Source organism: Dysgonomonas sp. HGC4 (genome assembly GCF_001261715.1).
Lineage (GTDB): Bacteria > Bacteroidota > Bacteroidia > Bacteroidales > Dysgonomonadaceae > Dysgonomonas_A.
The window spans coordinates 16,310-37,025 of sequence record NZ_CVRU01000148.1 but is presented as its reverse complement, the minus strand read 5'-3'; the positions used below and the strand labels follow the sequence as shown (position 1 = coordinate 37,025).

The window sequence follows — 20,716 nt, the reverse complement described above, 5'->3', positions numbered from 1 at the left end:
TTCGATGATAGAGATATTAATAAAAGGAACTTGGGAAACAATTGTCATGACTTTTGTTTCTGGTTTCTTGGGTTTTGTATTGGGATTACCTATTGGAGTCTCGCTTTTTATAACAAGTAAAGGACAAATAAGAGACAATAAGTCCGTAAATAAGACTTTGGCATTCTTTGTAAATATATTCAGAGCCATACCATTTATTATACTTATTGTTTGGATGATTCCCTTTACCCGTCTGATTGTAGGAACTTCTATCGGAGTAGAAGCCGCATTAGTTCCTCTAAGTATTGGTGCAGCCCCATTTATAGCCCGTATGGTTGAAAATAGTCTGCTCGAAGTACCTTCGGGGTTGGTGGAAGCATCGCGTGCAATGGGAGCTACTCCTTTTCAAATCATACGGAAAGTATTATTACCTGAGGCGATGCCTTCGCTCATCAATTGTGCATCTATTACTCTAATTACTCTTGTAGGATATTCAGCAATGGGTGGTGCAGTAGGTGCAGGAGGCTTAGGTCAGGTTGGTTATCAATATGGTTATGTAGGTTATGATACTACGGTTATGAATGTAGTATTGGTGCTTTTGGTTGTATTGGTATTTATTATTCAGACTTTAGGAAATTTTATTTCAAAAAAGGTAGACCACCGATAAGGGGGCGATTTTGAAATAACTAAAAATATTTAGATGAGATTAAAAATGTTTTCGATACTTGCTATGTGCTTAGCAGGTATTATTCTGTTTAGTTCTTGTGGACGAAGACGAAAGAACGATCCCAACTATATTCGAGTGGCAGTTGTTTTGGGACCCGAATATATTGTAGCAAAAACGGCTCAGAAAGTGGCCAAAGAAAAATACAATCTGGATGTTGATTTGGTTACTCTAACCGATTATGTTGTGCCTAATACACTGCTCGATCAGGGGGATATTGACGCGAATGTATTTCAACATGTACCGTATCTCGAAAACCAAATGAAGGAGCGAGGTTATAAACTTGCAGTTGTAGGCAATGCTTTTGTGTATCCTCTGGTGGGATATTCGAAGAAAATAAAATCGTTGGATGAACTAAAGGATGGAAGTACGATTGTAATACCTAACGATCTGACAAATGGCGGTCGTGCACTCCTCTTGATGCAAAAGCAAGGTCTAATAAAGCTTCGCGACAATGTTGGCTTCATACCCAAAGTGACAGATATAATAGAGAATCCCCGAAATTTTAAAATAGTGGAATTAGAAGCTCCTCAACTACCTCGGGTTCTGGATGATGATAAAGTAATAATAGCCATCATAAATAATACATTTGCCGCGGGTGTGGGACTCACTTTGAAAGATGGAATTTTTGTAGAAGAGAAAGACTCGCCTTATGTGAATGTGATAGTATCAAGAGAAGATAATAAGGACGATGACAGAGTGAAGCGATTTGTAAAGGCTTTTCAATCGGATGAGGTTGCAGAAACAGCCGATCGCGAATTTAAAGGCGGAGCAACTAAAGGATGGTAAACACATCCATAAAACACTAGAGGAATAAAAAAGAAAATATAACGAAAGAGGAGGCAATAGCTTCCCCTTTCGTCATGAAAAAACGATCAAAAAGAAACAAGTTATAAACAAAATCTTATCTTTGAATTGTAACCTGTATACCTAGGGCTTTTATTCAGTAGTTCTGCCTCATGAAAAAAGTAATATTCTGTATATTATTTATACTTTCTTATGTATTTGCTTACCCTATATATTTTAAACATATAGGAGTTAAAGATGGTTTGTCTCAATTATCCGTACTGAGTATACATCAGGATAAGTTGGGACGAATTTGGTTCGGCACGATGGAAGGGCTCAGTATCTATAATGGTTCGGAAGTAGTAAGTTATAAGGGAACCAATTCATTATCCCGATTAACGATTGAAGGTGAAAAAATAACCAATATTACGGAGAATAAAGAAGGTGATATCTTTTTTATGACAAATGATAATGGTTTGATGAAATATGACCTCAAGCAACACAAGTTTTCCACATTTAGTGGATTGGAAGTATCTGCACTTTCATCTATTGATGGAACCATATACATTGCATCAAAAGACACCATATATACTTGGAACGAACAGATGAATCGTTTTAGTTTCAAATTGGCTCCTATCTTAAGCAATAAAATAACTAAAATTTTCAAAGACCATAAACAACAATTATGGATAGGAACTTTGTCAGGCTTGTACAAGCTCTTACCCGATAATACACCTGTATGTGTAATTCCTGATAAGGAAATCTGGGAAATATTCGAAAGTTCTCAAAATGAGCTGTGGATAGGTACGCGTATGGAGGGCATGTATAGAATAAATGCTAAGGAAGTAGTTACCGAGTTTTTGCATAATCCCAAAGTCGAAAATAGTATTAGCAGCAATCAGGTGAGAACATTTGTGGAAGATCCGGATGGTAATATATGGATTGGTACTTTTGTGGGTTTAAATAAATATAATCCCAAAACGGGAGAGTTTAGTGTTTATACAAATAACTATACATCGGGTAGTCTCGCTCATTCTTCTATCTTTTCTTTATTAATAGACCGACAAGGGTCTTTTTGGATTGGGTCGTACTATGGAGGAGTTAACTTCTTCAATCCTAAAAAAGATGTCTTTACATATTACGGAGTAGATCCGCTTCGCGACAATTCGCTCAACTACCCATTTGTAGGTAATATGGTTGAGGGCAACGATCATAATGTTTGGATATGTACCGAAGGTGGTGGTTTGAACATGCTTGATAGGAAGAAAAGTCGTTTTAAGTATTTTACTGCCGATCATGGAGACGATGGACCCAATCATAATAATCTGAAAAGCATCTGCTATGATTCTATCGCCAATAAATTATATATGGGTACTCATACGGGTGGTGTGAGTAGTTATGATATTGCGACCGGAAAATTCAAGAACTTTTTGAATGAACCTAGTCAAGATGGTCTATATCATTCCATTCTATTGCAGACCGTTTTCTATAAAGGAGAACTTTATTTTCAAGATACTCATGGATTGTTTAAAATGGATGTTAAAACGGGGAAAATAGTACCACTATACTCCCCAGAATTATTTGAAAAGTACTCGGGTATAAGTTTTATTATTGACTCTAAAGGTTATTTATGGATATCAACATTTAGGAACTATATAGCCCGTTTGAATCTGAATGACAGTAAAGATCAGATCAAAAAGTATTATTTCGAAGAAAAATTTTCCACATCGAGATCATTAACGCTATTCGAGTCGAAAAGTGGCGATATATACATTACTACCCTAGGGCTTGGTTTATTGAGATTCAACCCGAAGACAGAATCTTTTACATCCTATACTTCCGAAAATGGACAACTGCTGAGTAATTATTGTTACAATGTAGCAGAGTCTCAATTGGGACATTTAATTGTAATTGGAGATAAAGGTCTTTCTATTTTAGATCCAGATAAAGGATTGCTGAAATCAATTGGTATCAGCCGATTATTACCCATATCTTCATTCAACAGAGGCAATTCAATACTGGTTTGTAAAAACGGAGAAGTGTTTGTTAGTACAACAGAAGGTCTTATTTCTTTTTTTGAGAGAGATTTATATTCTCCTGATCCCCCTTATAATCTCTATTTTTCGAAATTAGGAGTCAACAATAAGGAGGTTTTACCCGATGACGGTTCTCCCATTTTGAGAGATATCTTAGCTTATACTCCTAAAATTTCGCTGAAACATAATCAAAATAATCTGACGATTACGTTTGCCGATAATGATTATGCAAGCTCGTATAACCCTCGCTTGTATGAGTATAAATTAGATGGGCTTGACGATCATTGGATTCCCACAAATAAAGCATCCCTTGTTTATACGCATTTAACACCGGGCAAGTATATTCTACGGGTAAGGACTCAAAATGCTTATAGCACTCTAAATAGTCTTTCGGATGAAATTCAATTAGAGATTATTGTGAATGCTCCCTTTTATGCAACGCCTTTTGCGTGGATAGTATATCTGTTCATTTTCGGACTCTTGTTGTATGGCTTCATCTATTTTAGACAAAGACAGATAAGGCTCGAAGCGTCGTTACAGTATGAGAGAAAAGAAAAGCAATATATAACAACGCTTAATAAGGCGAAGCTTTCATTCTTTACCAAAATAAGTCATGAATTCCGCACACCATTAACGCTTATTATTACACAGATTGAATTGCTTCTTCAGAGTGATACATTATCGAAATCGGTGTCGGATCGAATTCAGAAAATATATAAGAATTCGTACCGAATGAGAAATCTGGTAAACGAGATTCTCGATTTTCAAAAGATGGAGGATGTGAGAACTCAGCTTCATATTTATCATGCCGATCTTATACCTATTCTCAAGGATATTTACTCATCATTTAAAGAGAAAGCACAATCTAAAGAGATTAAATATAATTTCGAATCTTCGTCAGAAACTCTGTTTTGTTGGTTTGATCCCGAGCAATTGCAAAAGGTATTTTATAATCTTTTGTCAAATGCTTTTAGCTATACACCTGCAAAGGGGTGCATAGAGTTAATTGTACTTGAAGGTGCTGATGAGATAACTGTAAAGGTTATTGATAATGGTGTAGGTATCGACAAGGCTGATATAAAAAATATATTCGAACAATTTTATCAGGCAAGTAATAATGTAAAAGCAGAAGACCCTTACCTTACAACGGGAATGGGCTTGGCTATCTGTAAAGAAATTGTAGAGTTTCATCATGGCGAAATGCTGGTTGAAAGTAAGCCCGATTATGGAAGTATATTTATTGTAATACTGAAAAAAGGAGTTGAGCATTTTCAGAAGGACACTAACGTTAAGATAATACGCGATGGTTATGAGGCTGTAAAAGAGGATACATTGCCTACCTTAGATTTCCTAGGGAACGATTCTGAGGGTGATTCATTAGTAAATGATGTTCCTGTGGCTAGGCTCTACACAATTCTGATAGTTGAAGATAACGAAGAATTATCAGAATTATTAGAATCAATATTTTCTCCTTTCTATAATGTGATGATTGCTTATAATGGTAAAGAGGGCTTGCAGAAGGCTCAAGACAACATGCCCGACATTATATTGAGTGATATAATGATGCCCGAAATGGATGGGACTGAGTTGTGTATGCGGATAAAGAATAATATCAACACAAGCCATATTCCCGTAGTTTTATTGACTGCAAAAACTTCGGATGAACAGAATCTAGAGGGTTTGCAAAAAGGAGCGGACGATTATATTATGAAGCCATTTAATGCGAAAATACTTTTAACACGTTGCAATAATTTAATTCAGAATCGACTACGTTTTCAAGAAACATTCAGAAAGCAGGAGTCTGTTGATATTCAACTCTTAGCCAATAATAAGTTGGATCAGAATTTCTTGAAAAAAGTAGAGAAGGTAATTGATGATAATCTGACTAATACCGAGTTTGATATTAATGCCTTGGCTCGCGAAATGGCCATGGGGCGTAGTTCTCTATTTGCGAAGTTTAAGACTCTTACAGGAGTTGGTCCTAATGAATTTATACTGAACTATAAGCTTAAACGCGCTGCTTTTATGTTGAGAAATAATACCAATTTGCAGATTGGTGATGTTGCCGATGAATTTGGTTTCAGTTCAGCCCGCTATTTTAGCCGATGCTTTAAGCTTCAATTCAATATGTCGCCCAATGAGTACCGCAAAAAAGAGGATGATGTTATTGACTGAAGATAGGCTTCTCAAATTAATTTGATCCTATTTTAGGAAAAAAGTGATACATTTGAGTTGTAATTATTAACAGAAGTAAGAACTAACATTATTAACTATGAAAAACAAATTCCTCTATTTATTTATTGCCTCTCTGTGTTTTATTGGCTTTGCATCCTGTAGTGACGATGACGAAGATACTGATATTAAGTTTCTCTATGGCTCCGAAAAAGTAAGTTTGGTAAGTGTAACGAGTGTTGGCTCAATTTTAGTTGAAACTCGTAATGTTAATGGAGCATTTACAGTAAAGTCTAACAATGAAGAAATTGCAACTGCCGTAATTGATGAATATAAAGATTTAAATACAGGACAAATAAGACTCAGGATTAATATTCAGGGTATTAAGGAAGGAAGTACCTCGGTTACGGTGATTGATAGTGAAAACCGATCGGCAACATTAAAAGTAGATGTTATCATTAAAACAGTCTCTCTTCTGATTACAAGTCAAGGAGCATCTGTTGAGGCTGAGAACGGAACTCCTGAAGATCAGCCTGCGATTGATAAGATTACTGAGGAAATTAAGAGTAAATTGGCTCCCATAGGTGGAGGTTTCAAACTTATTTATACTTCGCAGTATGAGGGAACTTTAATTTATTATCCAAATATTCAGAAACTATCAGAAAAAGAAGAAGGGATATTCAAATTTGAGGGTAATGAAGCTACTGAAAGAATGACTCTCAAATTTTTCTATAATAATACAGAGTATGTTTATGATCCTTATGGAGGAAGTCTTTTAACTAATTCGACAAGAACTAGTGAGGTTCGAGTTATTTTTATTCGTGATTTTATAAATGATTATATTGGAATGACCAAGCCGAAAATAAAGAAAGCTAGCGGGGCTTTATTTATGTCTCCAAGTATGGCTTTTTAAACTGTATGAAGTGACAGATAGGTCTAAGACTTCTATGCAGATATAATTAGATTAAAAAGGTGAGACTCTTGAGTCTCACCTTTTTTGTTTGAAAAGAAATAATCTGTCAACGCTTTACTTTATCTAATTTCACTTCCGAAATAGATGCTTTGCCCGAAGTTATCACAATACGGACATCGCTAGCGATTGTTTTTGGAAACGAGTAAGCTGATAACTTTTCAGTCTCTTTGATTTCCCCCTTATACACTGTTAGAAATTGACCACCACCGCTTGATAATTGAATCTCGAAAGCAGCGGGGTGTTCTATGGCTTTCCAGTAAATACCTATTTTATCAGGCTGTGCGTTTTCGTCCATTACAAAAGTCAGATAGTCGCCACTAACACCATTCCATTCAGTATTGTTGTTATTGTCCAATACCATTGAAACCGATTCGTTTACTCCTGCAATTTTCTTTTGAACCATTTGTTCGCCGTAGGGTGCTACTGTAAGTATATCTTTCAGGCGAATATCTTCGGACGAGGCTCCGATCATAATGCGGAAATCTCCCGGTTCTATCACCCAATTATTATCTAGGTTGAGAAGTTCAAAATCTCTTGGATATAGAGTGAAAGATACCTCTTTGGTTTCTCCTGCTTTAAGATGTACGCGCTCAAATCCACGAAGATTTTTTTCATAGGTGGTTACCGAACTGATTATATCACGAGTATATAATTGTACAACCTCATCACCATCTCTGTTACCTGTGTTTGTTATTTTACAACGTACAGTAACCTCTTGCTTGGGCGTGATTATAGCGGGCGATATAGAAAGGTCTGAGTATTTGAAAGTAGTATAGCTCAGTCCATATCCAAAAGGATACAAAGCTCCGTTAACTCGGCTCATATTACCTTGCATTCCTACGCTTTTACCACCATCTACTTGCGAAGCTGGTTTTGCAGGGAAATTGAATGGTATCTGCCCTACTGTTTTAGGGAATGTAACGGTAAGTTTCCCTCCCGGATTATAATCGCCGAAAAGCACATCGGCAATAGCTGTTCCACCTTGAGAGCCGGGATACCAAGCCTCTAAAATAGCAGGCACATATTTGTCTGCCCAGTTTATAGAATTGGGTCTTCCGTTTATCATAATCAAAACAACAGGTTTACCCGTAGCTTGAATGGCTTGCAATAGATTGAGTTGTCGTCCCGGTAAATCGAGGCTCGAGCGTGATTTATTCTCGCCGCAAGTTCTATTGTTACCTCCTAATACTACTATTGCAACATCACTTTTCAGAGCATTAGCAACCGCTTTGTCTATCTCAGCTTGTTCGTCAGTAGTTAGTGGACTTGGCAATATTTCCGATTCAGGCCAGTTAGCATCTACCAGATCACAACCTAGAGTATAAAGAACCTCTGTGTTTTTACCCACCTTAGCTGTTATACCATCCAATACAGACGACACTTCAACGGCTAAAGGTCCGTAATGAGTCAACGCATACGAAGCATCGTTGGCATTGGGTCCGCAAATACTGATTGTTTTTATTTTGTCTTTCAACAAGGGTAGGGTATTATTCTCATTCTTTAGTAAGACCAAAGATTCGCGTGATGCTTGTAAAGCAATCTGTTGGTTTTCTAAGCTGTTCACTTCTTTATCAGCAGCTTTTAAATCCATCTGATAAGGAGCATCGAATAATCCTACTAAGAATTTTACCCGAAGTATATCACGTACACGATCATCAATAGTTTCCATGCTTATACCTCCTTCGTGAATCAATTCTCTGAGAGGTAATACATAAGAGTCTGGTGAGCGGAAAGTACAACGTACATTTAATCCTGCTTCTACCGATTGACGTACCGACTCTTTCATGTCGGCAGATGTACCATGTTTAGAATGCAGATATTCAACCGCATCACTATCCGAAACTACATATCCTTTAAATCCCATCTCTTTGCGCAGAACGGTTGTCAGCCAATAATAGCTGCTTTGTATGGGGAATCCGTCGTAATCGTTATAGGCACTCATTGCTCCTAACAGTCCTGCTTCTTTTATAACACGTCTCCAAGGATATACATGTATGTTTTCAACTTCTCGAGGCGACATTTGAGGGTCTACACGAGCCATTCCTTCGCGTCCGCCTTTGTTGTTACTATATGCAATATAATGTTTGGCGGTAGATGCTACCTGATAATCTTTTTGCATACCTTTAGTCATGGCAACACCCAGTTCAGCAACCAAATAAGGGCTTTCGCCATACACCTCCTCGTAACGCCCCCATCGCTGATCGCGTCCTACATCCAGAATGGGTGCATAGATATTTGTGTAACCCAATAAGCGACCTTCGCGTCCTGTGATATATCCTATTTTATTTACCAAATCTCGGTTCCAAGTATGCCCCAATCCCAATTGAGTGGGAAAATTGGTAGCCATGTAACTTTCAACACCTCTGATACCTTCGTTCGTAAAATCGGTAGGAATACCCAAGCGCGTTTCTTCAATAAAGAATCGTTGTACTTCATTCAACGCCCATGCATGACGTGATGCTGGCCACACAAACGGATTGTCGGATGGAGGTAATCCCCATTGCTGAAACCCGTTGAGGTGTTCGTCAATAGCTCCCATACCATCTTTCCAAAGCTTGTTTTTCCATTCGGGAGTTGGCAGGTCATCGGCTAAAACCCGTTTGTAACCGTATAGGGTAACCATCTGACAGGTTTTTTCGTCCACATTCATTTGGCTGAGCAAATCTTCTATTCGGGCGTCTATTGTGGCAGATGGATCTTCATATACATCCATCTTTCCATTTTTGTTGAAGTCTATCCATCCTTTATGGTAGATGGATTTTTTTGGTAACTGATAGATTATTAAATCTTTTGCAGGAGGTATACGCGAGTCTTGCTGAGCCGTTGTAAATAAACTAAGGCTTAATAAACTACACGTTAATAAATATCTCATAAGCTATGGTTTTGTAGGGTTTGAGGTCAGAGACCTTTTTATAGTTTTATTGTAGGGGCAAACTTATAGGTCTGCCCCTACAATGGCTTTATTTTTTCTTAATCACAAAGGAGTATTTTCCTTTCTTTACAGCATTTTTGGCGTTAAGAGATACTCTGTAAATTTTTTCACCCCATACATTCGCTAGGCGAGGGTCGTCTAAAGTGATAGTTTCGATTGCCGGTGCAAAGCTGTTTTTATCATATTCCAAAACAGCCTTTTGTCCGTTTATGCTTATCGTAACTTCGCCTAAAGTATCTATGTTGATATCTCCCCATGTAAGGAAATTGATTTGATTGTTTACAGTAGCTTCATTTAAATCGAAAGTATCGTCAATAGCAACAGTTCCATTTTTAAGTTTATAAGAACGAATCCATTGTTTAACTTGTGCAGTCTCGGGATATGCCTTAGATATATCTACCGAGAAAGTGCTGCTCTTTGGATTGAAGGTAATGTTTGTTGCTTTGTATTGAGAGCCAAACGCCTGAGGTATTCCGTTGATGATAGGCAGATTGTGATAGTTACTTTGCATTGTCCAGATAGAATATCTTTCGCTGCTGAATGTTTGTCTGGTATATGTACCCACACCTGCATCTATTATTACAGGCATATTATTGATATAGAGCGAGAATGTACCTATGTCGTTATGATTGTGGCTTTCATTATTGTATCCACCTTTGGTAGCTAGAAATAAACCAGCTTTATCTTTTATATAACAAAATTCGGTTTCGGGATACCATGTGTAATCGGGTGTAATATGTACAGGCTTTTGGCTGCTAAGTTCGTGTCTGTATAGCAAGGTTTGCAATGCACGGAAAATATCTATATCAGCCTTGAATTTCGATGGTTTTTGCTTTTCAAGATAAGCTGCAAATTGCATCATCTCGGTACTATTCACTGCCTTGCCATATCTGTATATCAATTGTTGGTCACCTCCACCTTTGGCAGAAGCATCCGCAAAATTCACTACCCATCCGTCGCCAACGTATGATCTCGAAATGTATTCGCCCATATTTTTGATAATGGGTTCGTTGAATATCGAAACTTGACCATTTGTAATATTGCTTAGCAATTGCAAATAATCATACATTTTACCTGCTGCATGTCCCCAATACGATGGACCTTCCTCACATCCTCCATCGGAGTGTGTATAGTTGATAAATTTATCTACCGATTGCATGGTTCTGTATACTGCCTTTGCCAGTTGATCCTTGTCGTTTTCGAGAAGCATAAAAGTTTGCAGTACATTGAAGTTACACCATGGATTCCAGTTGTTTACCATTCCCCCCGGTTTAAGGTTGAACGCCATCCACCAGAAACGGTCTTCGTTCATATATGGGTCTAATGTGCGATCTTTTAGTGCGCGATACAAACGCTTCGATATGGCAGGATCTACTTTATCGAACTCGTTATTGAAAAAATAATAAGTCCATGCTAATACTGCACTTAAATTACCCGAACCCAAGTCTATCACTTGTTCGGTGTAATCAGGTAAAATTCTTTTGGAGTGCTGAGCTGTAAGATGAGCCGATAGTGCCCACGAAGTCATTTCGCACGATTGATAAACACCATTAATCAACTGATCGATGAAGCGTCCTTTTCCTTCGGCTAATTCAGCCATTAGTAAAGCTACTACGGCTTGATTGTTACTGTTGTAAGGGCTTTGCATGATCTCGCGGTTGCCCGATCTTTCAAATTCCAGATAGTCGGTCGCTTTTACCACCCGCCATTCGTAGTTGAGGTATTTCTCTCCATCTTTTATTAGATCGGCTTTTGACTCTCCTAATAAGTTGTCCCAATCTTTACGATCGTTGTACTTAGGGTATGGTACCCATTTCTGATTCATGATCAGCATGCTTTTCAGACTTTCCATGTCTGCTTTTTTTACGAGCAGATTTTTTTCAGTATAAGCAAATGTATTTGCTGTGAGAAACAGCAAAAGAATAATGAGGATGTGTTTTTTGTTTTTCATAGTATCAGATTTTAAGCTCGCAGAGCTATTGGTTGCTTTGGTAAGTGCAATATTTAAAGCTGGTTATACTTATAAATATACGATAAAATACTTTCCAATATTTGTATATGAGTCTTTATCTATCCCCAATAGTAAACTACTTTTTGTTTTAGTATTATTTCGGTAATATGTAACTCTTTGTTGTCGTTTATTTTGATTGTAACTTATTTAAAATGAGCTTTTTTTGTTGAGTAATGAAAAATCTGATAGCTTAAATAGCATTATAAGGGATTAGGTTACTCAAAATTTGTTCTCTGTACCAAGGATCGTTGGCTTGTTTCAAGAGGCGAACCATTTCTTCGGTCAATTGGTTTACAACCTCTTTGTGCTCTTTAATAGGTAGATTCTTCAATTGATATGGATCTTTTATATTATCGAACAGAAGAGTCTCTTTTAGAGCCTTGGTCTTTTTATCGATTGTAAATGTCAAAGTATACTGATCGGTGATAATTCCTCGGGATGTGGGGAAGTAAGAAATAACTTTCCCTTCTTCATTTTTGTCGCCATCTGCATTTTTTATATATAATGCACCTTTGGGTCTGTAATTGTTCTGCCCTTTTTCGTAAAATATATTAGCGTGGTTCAGACCTTCTACGGTTGATGGTATTTGTTTATCGAGTCCGCATAACCCTAATAGAGTTGGCATAATATCGGGTGAGGATAGCAGCAAATTATCAACACGATGTTTTATTTTTTCAGGATAGCGAACAATAAAGGGTACGTTTACCGCTTCGTTGTAAGGCGAGTTTTTAGGATCTTCAAGCCCTTGACTGCACATTGTTTCCCCGTGATCGGAGGTAAATACAACGATCGTATTCTTGTCTAATCCTTGCTCTTTGAGGGCTTGTAGTATGCGACCGAATTCACGATCTACACCTGTTACCGATGCAAAATAGTAGGGTGCTGATCGGGTTTTTTCCATTGATAAGTCGGCGTTCGGACGAATGAGCAGTTGATCCGTAGGCTTGTCTTTATACAGATTATAATCCTCTTCCATACAATCTTCTAACGATCCGTAAGGGCTATGTGGAGGATTCATACTTATTACCATAAAGAAAGGCTTCTTAGGGTCGCGAACCCCATCTTTATTTTGCAAATAGGCAATAGCCATATCTGCTTCATGTATGGGCGACCACTTGTTTATATCGTGCCTTTTTCCTTGAGTATCCCAGTAATGAGGGTGCTTGTGCACATCAAAAGTGCCGTACGAATACCAATAATTAAACCCGTGTCGTCTCTCGGGTGGAGTATAAGCATCCCACACAGGCTGTTTGTCTTCCACATACTGTCCGGGATTGGCAGGGTCATTTGGGGTAGGGTAGTCTACATGAAGTTTACCGATGTATGCACAGTCGTATCCTGCCATGCTGAAAACATCGCTTATGTTGTTGGTCTCTGTTTTGAGACTGCTGATTGGTCGGTTTGAATTGCAATTGAGTGTTACTCCACTATTCTCCGGGTACATACCCGTAAGAAACATGCCTCTATGAGGACTGCTTATCGGGCAATTGCTTATTGCCGAAGATAGTACGAGCGACTCGTTTGCAAATTTATTTAGATTTGGGGTCTGTACGGGATCTCCCCTAAAATTTACTTTATCATTGTATCCTTCCTGATTCCAGAATTCCATTGCGTGATTGCGCATCTGATCGGGAAATATATAGATAACATTGGGTAAAGTAGGTTCTGTTATGATTTTCTCGGACTTACAACTTACTAAAGAGAGTAAACCTAATCCTCCTAAAACGATATTTATATTTTTTCTCTTCATTCCTGTAATGTTTATTAAGTTGAGGTTGTAATTTATCTTCGTCTTTTGTGATAATAACTATATCTGCTTATTCTGTTTCTTAAATAGTAAAAAAGATATGAGACCTTAAAATAAATTATATGGGCGTATTTCAGCCCATATAATTTATAAAAAGTACTGATGTGTTTTTCGAGTAAATAGATTGTATATCGAAGTTATTCTTTCTTTTACGAAAGGTTTAATCCCATCCGGGGTTGTTTGGTTTCAGGTTAGGATTTCTCTCTATCTCAACGCCGGGTATAGGCCATAACATATCTTTTTCTGTAAACGAACGCGTCAATAAGCGTTTTCCTGTTACCCCATATACATCTCCGGGTAATGTTTTTAGAGCTATGCCCCATCTACGAAGATCGCTCCAGCGATGTCCTTCGGCTGCAAGTTCTACGGCACGTTCTTGTTTGATTCTCTCAAAAACCTGATCCTTAGATGATGCGGCTAGCCATGCAGGTCCACTGTTTATAGCAGGCATATTGGTAGATGCACGTTGACGTACTTTGTTGATGTATTGAACGGCTGTTGCCTGATCGCCCAATTCGTTTTTACATTCTGCATACATTAGGTATACATCAGCAAGACGTATCAATGGGAAATTTATAGGTGTATGAGCACGGTTGTTGATTCCTCCGTTCATGTTGCCTTCGGCTACAAATTTGCGGAAGATATAACTTTCAGTCCAAGCACCGTTTATTCTGATAAATCCGTTTACTTCGTTAGGAGCAACATTTCTGGCAATTACCATTTCGCATGTTTTAGTTTGGTTACTTACCCATCCCAGATATTTAGTGAAGGGAAGTATAACAGTTGCATCCATACGTGGATCTCTCTCTTTATACATATCCAATACTATATCTCTGTTTTTTGCATAAGCTTCTACAGTTTTACCGTCTTTGGTAAGGGTCGAAACAAATGTTTCGTCTTTGACTGTTGTACTTTCGTTGAAGCCGGGTATGAAATCGTTCCAATTGAAAGGTTTACCGTCTTTACGTTCGTACATATTCAGAAGTGTTGCCGATGGCATTACATTGTTCCAGCAACTGCCAAATGTACTGCGTGTTCCCATATAGAAAGTCATTGGCATACCATAGTCTTTACCTACTCCACCAGCGTTTTGTATAGCGAAGACCATTTCGTTACTCTTATGACCTTCTGGTTTGAAAAGGTTCACATAATCGTTGTATAAAGAATAGTTATAGCCTTTGCCCGAAGGATCGAGAATTATTTCTTCGAAATCTTTAGCGGCATTTGCGTATTCTTTTTTGTATAAATATACTTTACCTCTCAAGCCGTATACCGAACCTTTTGTAGCACGTCCATAATCACTGGCTTCCCATTTTACGGGTAAGTTGCTTTCTGCGGCGTAATTCAAGTCGTTAAGTATAAATTGAAATACTTCTTCAACTGTATTTCTAGGCTTTTTAAGATCGTTATAATCAGTAGGTAGATTTACAGTTTCGTCATACAATGGTATTGCACCATAAAAATTGTATAATTCGAAGTAGTAAACGGCACGTAAGAATCTAGCTTCTGCCAGAAAACGAGTTTTCAGTTCGTCACTAAGGCTGGTTACCCCTGGCACTTTTTGTATTACCAGATTGGCTCTCATTACACCATCGTATAACGATTTCCATTTGTCTTGTACCATTGCAGTACGGTCGTTGTATGTGCCCAATATAACGGGTCCAAAACCATAGTTGTCGTATCCTACGCCAATGTCGGACATGTTATCCTGTGCGAATTTAAGACCGAAGGCATTGTCATTCTTAAGTGCTGCATATACGCCCATCATCCCTTGATTAACTTGCGTTTCGTTTTGCCAGAAGATAGCATCTCCTACCTGATCGAAGGGATGTCTGTCTAAATCGTAGCATCCATTTAGGGAAAGTGCTGCAATAACAGCAGTCAATAATATTTTATATTTTTTCATAGTTAATCAATTTAGAATGATAGATTTATACCTATTACAGCTTGTCTCATTGTTGGATAGTCAACACCACTTACTTCAGGATCTAGTCCATCGTATTTAGTGAATGTGAAGAAGTTTTCTAAACTGCCGTATATGCGTAGTTTATCTAATGAGAAGCGGTTAACAAGAGCCTTAGGCAGCGTGTATCCTAGTTGAATATTCTTGATTTTAACGAAAGACTTATTCTGTACCCAGAAATCGCTGACACGGGTGTTTCTGTCATCACTGAATTCCAATAAACGAGGGTATTTTGCACTACCTTGCATATCCTTATGCCATCTGCCATCAGCGAGTTGTTTGTTCAATTGGTATCCTGAGCGAACTTGTGGGCGGAAATAGTTGTCCAACCAATATTGCTCTACACCTGTTACTCCTTGTATCAAGACAGCACAATCGAATCCTCTGTAAGATGCACCGAAATTAAGACCGAACGTGAATTTTGGAGTTTTACCGTTACCAATAGGCACACGGTCGTCGTCGTTTAATACACCATCGCCGTTTGTATCCTTATAAAGTAAGTCACCTAATTCGGGGCGTTTTATTGTTGAGAAAGGATTTCTTTGTTTTCCGGTTGCAGGGTCAATAGGAGCATTGTCAACAAGAGCTTGAACATAATCCAAATCTGCTTGAGTTTGTACTAAACGATCTACCTTATAACCAAATTGGGTATTAATGGCATATCCTTCTTTTATCATATTAGCACCATCTAAAGAGCTTTCGTCACCTTTAAAACGGGTTACTTTATTATTCAAGAAAGTTGCATTTCCATTCACAAAATACGATACGTTTTGTATTTTATCTTGCCATCCGGCAGTCAATTCAAGACCTTTGTTTACTACTGTTCCTGCATTTTGACGAGGTATAGAAGCGTTACCGTTTACAAGTGGAGCGGGAAGGTCGATAAGTATATCGTCGGTTTTTTTGTGGAAAACCTCAATTGTACCTGTCAACTTGTTATTTATAAAGCCCATATCTACCGCTAAGTTGGTAATTTTACTTCTTTCCCATGTAAGTAGAGCATTAGGTATTGCGGAACGTGCAATTCCCATTGCTATTTCGTTATTCAAAATATAATTACTGCTCGAATACAATGATTGTGCATCGTAGTTTCCGTTTATGTCTGCATCTGTACTTCTCAAAGCGTTGTTACCGAGCACACCATATGATGCACGGAATTTCATATTGCTAAGTCCTGATGCTACAAGATCAGTCATAAAAGGCTCTTGATCTACTCTCCATGCGGCAGATGCCGATGGGAAATATCCCCAACGATTGTCTTTAAGGAAACGAGATGAACCGTCGGCACGTAGGTTGAATTCGAATAGGTATTTGTTATCCCAATTAAGATTTATTCTGCTAAAGAACGATCTCATAGCCCATTCTACAGTGTTTCCCGAAGAGCTGGCTGCGCCGGTAGCTCCATCAATAGCACCTAATCCCGGATCGAGTAAATCTTGTTTTGTGGTTTTAAACCATTTGTATCTGAATAGTTCCTGACTGGCTCCAACCATTGCGCTGTAATCAAGCTTCGAAACTTTGTTTTCGTAACGTGCAACCGCATCCATGGTGTAATTATTCCATTTATAATCACTATTCATGATAGAGGTTTTACCTATACCTGTTGATGTTAATGTATTTGTAAGGAAGTTCCATTGCTCTATAAATACAGGTTTAGAATCGTCTGTCTTATTGGTGAATATATAGTTGAAAGAACCTGTTAGAGTAAAGCCTTTGAATGGAGCTAATGTTCCATAGAAACGAGTCTTTATGTTTCGGCTTTCTATATCGCCCGTGGTGTTATTTAAGCGATAAAATGGATTGTTAGCTGCTGTTTGAGCATCGTCTTCACTGTTGTTTATAGAACCATATCGTCCATCGGGTGCACGGAATACCATACCCGGAGTAGTGGCTGCTGAGTATGTGAATACATCTTTCACCTTATTGGTTCCTTGTTCCGTAAAAGCCATGTGACCACTGAGGTTGGTTCCTAGTTTTAACCATGGTTTTACATTAGCCTCTAAGTTAATACGGGTGTTGTACTTTTTGTAACCCGAGTTTTCCATAACTCCCGGAGTGTTCAAAAATCCGAAAGATGTGAAGAATGTAAACTTGTCCGAACCACCGCTTAATGCAAGGTTATGATTGCTTCCCAATGATGTTGAGAACAATTCATCCATTAAGTTGGTGTTAGGATACATCAATTGATCGCCACGCTCGTTATCTCTCCATAGTTGAATGGTTTTATCCGTAAATCGGGTAGGGAGGTTCGAGTTGGAATACCCCTCATTAATAAGTTCCATGTAATTGGCGTAGTTCGATACCAGATCGAATGTTTTGCCTACCGACTCCCACGACATATAGCCGTTGTATTCGATCTTTACATCTCCTTTTTTACCCATGCGAGTAGTAATAAGGATAACTCCATTAGCAGCTCTCGATCCGTAGATTGCTGCCGAAGCTGCATCTTTCAGTACCGATAAGTCTTCGATGTCCTGAGGGTCTACACTACTTAAACTACCTTCTACACCATCTATAATAACAAGTGGAGCGGCATTGTTTAAAGTTCCCTGGCCCCTAATCATAATAGATGCTGTATTGTCGCCCGGTCTGTTCGATCCCGAAGTAACCTGCACACCGGCAGCCATACCCGCCAATCCTTGTGAAATGTTGCTGATAGGACGGCTTTCTACCAATTCGTTCATTCTGATGTTGGCTACCGAGCCACTCAGATTCACTTTCTTCTGAACACCATATCCTACAACTACCACCTCATCAAGAGTTTGTGTATCCTCTTTCAGTGTGATGTTTAATGTAGTTTGGTCTCCCACTCTGACTTCCTGATTCAGATAGCCTACATACTGTACTGCTATAACGGCATTGGATGGAACATTGATTGTGAATTTTCCATCTAAATCGGTCACAGTTCCTACAGTAGTACCTTTAACTATAACTGTAGCTCCAATAATGGGATCGCCGCTTTGGTCTACAATAGTTCCTGCTACTTGTCTCTGGTCGGTTTGGTTGATAGCTGTGTTTTCCACCACTATGTTTTTCTCTGCAAAAGCAATTCCTGTTGTAAGGAAAAGCATTGTACCCCCTATTAATATTCGTCTGAATAATGGGGAATAGTAAACTCGCTTGTTTATCATAAGCTTTAAAGTTGAAAAAAGGTTAATCACTTAGAGTCGATACTCTATGGTCTTCGAAAGGTTAACGTATTTAATGTTTCAAACCAAAATTAGTATTCTTTAAGGAGGGGTAGGTGTCTATTTCGTCTGAATTAAGGGTGCAAATAGTCCAATGCGATCTATTTAACATGTGCTTTATAATGCTTGTGTGAATGCGACTTGTGTATTATGTCGCTCACTTATAATGACTAGAGGTTATTGTAAAGTATTTGCGAATGCATATAACGAAGAATATATGTTTTTTTGCATATTTTGTTAACATGCAAAAAAGATTCGTCCGAAAAAAATCGATTTCGGAACAGAGATATTTTTATTTTTTGTGGAATTATGGGTGACTAAAAAACAACAATATGATATTGTTACAAGAATAGTTCGCACCATTCAGTAAACTGTTTAACCGATCTGTCTCCAAACTTAGCCAATTTGCTTTTGATTATTTCTATTGGTTTTTCATCTCCCAGATGTGTTTTTGAGAAAAAGCAATCCGAGAAGCATATCAATTGTTCTTCGATACTTATTGGCATCATCTCACGATGAGGCAGTGGGAGGTGTTGTGCGATTATCTCATCAAGAGTCAATCCTGCACCGGTGTGTCTCTCGCAAACTAAAGCGTGTTTTGGGTATCCTTCTTTTTGTAATAATTCGCTTCCTAAATATCCATGAGCCATATATGGGTATTTACCAATGCAATCTATGGAGGGAGCGTTTGTCATAAAGATGCCAATGTCGTGTAGCATACCAGCTTCACGTACAAATTGCATATCGATATTCAGTTCGGGATGCTTCTTTGCAATATCCAGAGCTTTTCTGGTTACATCCGAGCTGTGATTTACCAATATATTGTATAGAGATGAACTCTCTTCGTAGTATTTTTTGATTATATCGATAGGATTCATTTATCAAAGGCTTTATTTAGACGACAATAACGCTTATCTTTACATCATAAACAACGAATTCTATGAAAAAAGGTTTTTTATTAATACTGTTTTCTGTTCTTTTTTGTGCTTTAACTTCCGGAGCAGATAAAATAAAGGTAGGAGCCGATCAATTGGATAAACTTCTTCCTCTGGTGAAGAACAAGAATGTAGCACTCGTTGTTAATCATACGAGCTGTCTGACAGATGGTACATATCTGCTCGATGCTCTTTTGTCTCAAAATGTAAATGTAGTTAAAATTTTTGCACCCGAGCATGGTTTCAGAGGAAATGCCGATGCCGGAGAGCAGGTTGCCGATGGCAAAGATGTAAAGTCGGGCATACCCTTGATGTCATTATATGGTAAGAACAAAAAGCCGTCAGCCGAAATGCTAAATGGTATTGATGTCGTGATTTTTGATATTCAGGATGTAGGAGCACGGTTTTATACCTATATAAGTACAATGCACTATGTAATGGAGGGTTGTGCTGAAAACAAGAAGGAATGTATAATACTAGATCGTCCTAATCCACATGATTATATTGATGGTCCGGTTTTAGAATTACCCTATAAATCATTTGTCGGGATGCATCCTATACCTGTATTGCATGGTTTAACGGTTGGTGAGTTGGCTCAAATGATAAATGGTCAGGGTTGGTTAAAAGGTAAACTAACGTGTGATCTGAAAGTTATTACAGTAAAAGGCTGGAAACATGGCGATCCTTATTCATTACCTATCAAGCCATCACCCAATTTGCCAAACGATCAGGCAATAAAGCTATATGCTTCTCTTTGTTTCTTCGAAGCTACGGGAGTGAGTGTTGGTAGAGGAACTTATTTTCCGTTTCAGGTAGTTGGTTATCCAAATCCTAAATTCGGGTCGTTTACTTTTACACCTGTTTCTTTACCCGGCTTTGAAAAGAATCCATTGCAAAAAGACAAGCTTTGTTATGGGCACGATCTTCGAAATATTCAGTTCGATAAGGGATTAACGCTTTCCTATTTGCTCGACTTTTATAAGAAATCGGGATTAGGAGCAAAGTTTTTTACATCTCCTCGTTTTATGAATCTGCTATCGGGTACAAGTAATCTGCAAAAGCAGATTATAGCAGGTCAATCGGAAGACGCTATTCGTAAAACATGGCAAAAGGGATTGGATGACTATAAACAAATGAGAAAGAAATATCTTCTGTACGAAGATCAGTACTAAATAAACGGAACTGTATAAATTGCTGTATTTCTTGGCTA

Annotated in this window: 11 protein-coding genes; 5 read left to right on the top strand and 6 right to left on the bottom strand. The window is 38.1% G+C overall.

Annotated elements, in window-relative coordinates; translation table 11 throughout:
- The first annotated feature begins 4 nt into the window (after positions 1-4).
- The 4 genes from metI (at position 5) to HGC4_RS14030 (ending at position 6,610) form a co-directional block, all read left to right on the top strand.
- Complete coding sequence (gene metI, locus HGC4_RS14045; protein ID WP_242047091.1) at positions 5-646, top strand: methionine ABC transporter permease MetI; 642 nt, start codon at positions 5-7, stop codon at positions 644-646.
- Between the two features lie 33 nt (positions 647-679).
- Positions 680-1,492 (top strand): methionine ABC transporter substrate-binding lipoprotein MetQ, encoded by an 813-nt coding sequence (metQ, locus tag HGC4_RS14040; RefSeq protein ID WP_050710768.1) that lies wholly within the window; start codon positions 680-682, stop codon positions 1,490-1,492.
- A gap of 170 nt (positions 1,493-1,662) precedes the next feature.
- Entirely contained in the window at positions 1,663-5,700 is a 4,038-nt protein-coding gene (locus HGC4_RS14035) for a hybrid sensor histidine kinase/response regulator transcription factor (protein ID WP_050710767.1), read from the top strand.
- A gap of 97 nt (positions 5,701-5,797) precedes the next feature.
- Entirely contained in the window at positions 5,798-6,610 is an 813-nt protein-coding gene (locus tag HGC4_RS14030) for a hypothetical protein (RefSeq protein ID WP_050710766.1), read from the top strand.
- Positions 6,611-6,716: 106 nt separating this feature from the next.
- Here the strand turns inward: HGC4_RS14030 and HGC4_RS14025 are convergent, their stop codons facing one another.
- From HGC4_RS14025 to HGC4_RS14000, 6 genes are all read right to left on the bottom strand, one after another.
- Positions 6,717-9,542 carry a glycoside hydrolase family 3 C-terminal domain-containing protein gene (locus HGC4_RS14025; RefSeq protein ID WP_050710765.1) on the bottom strand — a complete coding sequence of 942 codons (2,826 nt, stop codon included), beginning with the start codon at positions 9,540-9,542 and terminating at the stop codon, positions 6,717-6,719.
- Between the two features lie 88 nt (positions 9,543-9,630).
- Complete coding sequence (locus tag HGC4_RS14020) at positions 9,631-11,553, bottom strand: heparinase II/III domain-containing protein (protein WP_050710764.1); 1,923 nt, start codon at positions 11,551-11,553, stop codon at positions 9,631-9,633.
- Positions 11,554-11,803: 250 nt separating this feature from the next.
- Entirely contained in the window at positions 11,804-13,363 is a 1,560-nt protein-coding gene (locus HGC4_RS14015; protein ID WP_050710763.1) for a sulfatase family protein, read from the bottom strand.
- A gap of 217 nt (positions 13,364-13,580) precedes the next feature.
- Complete coding sequence (locus HGC4_RS14010) at positions 13,581-15,326, bottom strand: RagB/SusD family nutrient uptake outer membrane protein (protein WP_050710762.1); 1,746 nt, start codon at positions 15,324-15,326, stop codon at positions 13,581-13,583.
- A gap of 11 nt (positions 15,327-15,337) precedes the next feature.
- Positions 15,338-18,514, bottom strand: coding sequence for a SusC/RagA family TonB-linked outer membrane protein (locus HGC4_RS14005; protein ID WP_050710761.1), 3,177 nt, complete (start codon positions 18,512-18,514; stop codon positions 15,338-15,340).
- Between the two features lie 398 nt (positions 18,515-18,912).
- Complete coding sequence (locus HGC4_RS14000) at positions 18,913-19,449, bottom strand: HDIG domain-containing metalloprotein (protein ID WP_050710760.1); 537 nt, start codon at positions 19,447-19,449, stop codon at positions 18,913-18,915.
- 62 nt (positions 19,450-19,511) lie between these two features.
- On the opposite strand from HGC4_RS14000, the gene HGC4_RS13995 reads away from it, so the two are divergent.
- On the top strand, positions 19,512-20,678 hold the full coding sequence (locus HGC4_RS13995; RefSeq protein ID WP_050710759.1) for an exo-beta-N-acetylmuramidase NamZ family protein: 1,167 nt from the start codon (positions 19,512-19,514) through the stop codon (positions 20,676-20,678).
- Positions 20,679-20,716: the final 38 nt, after the last annotated feature.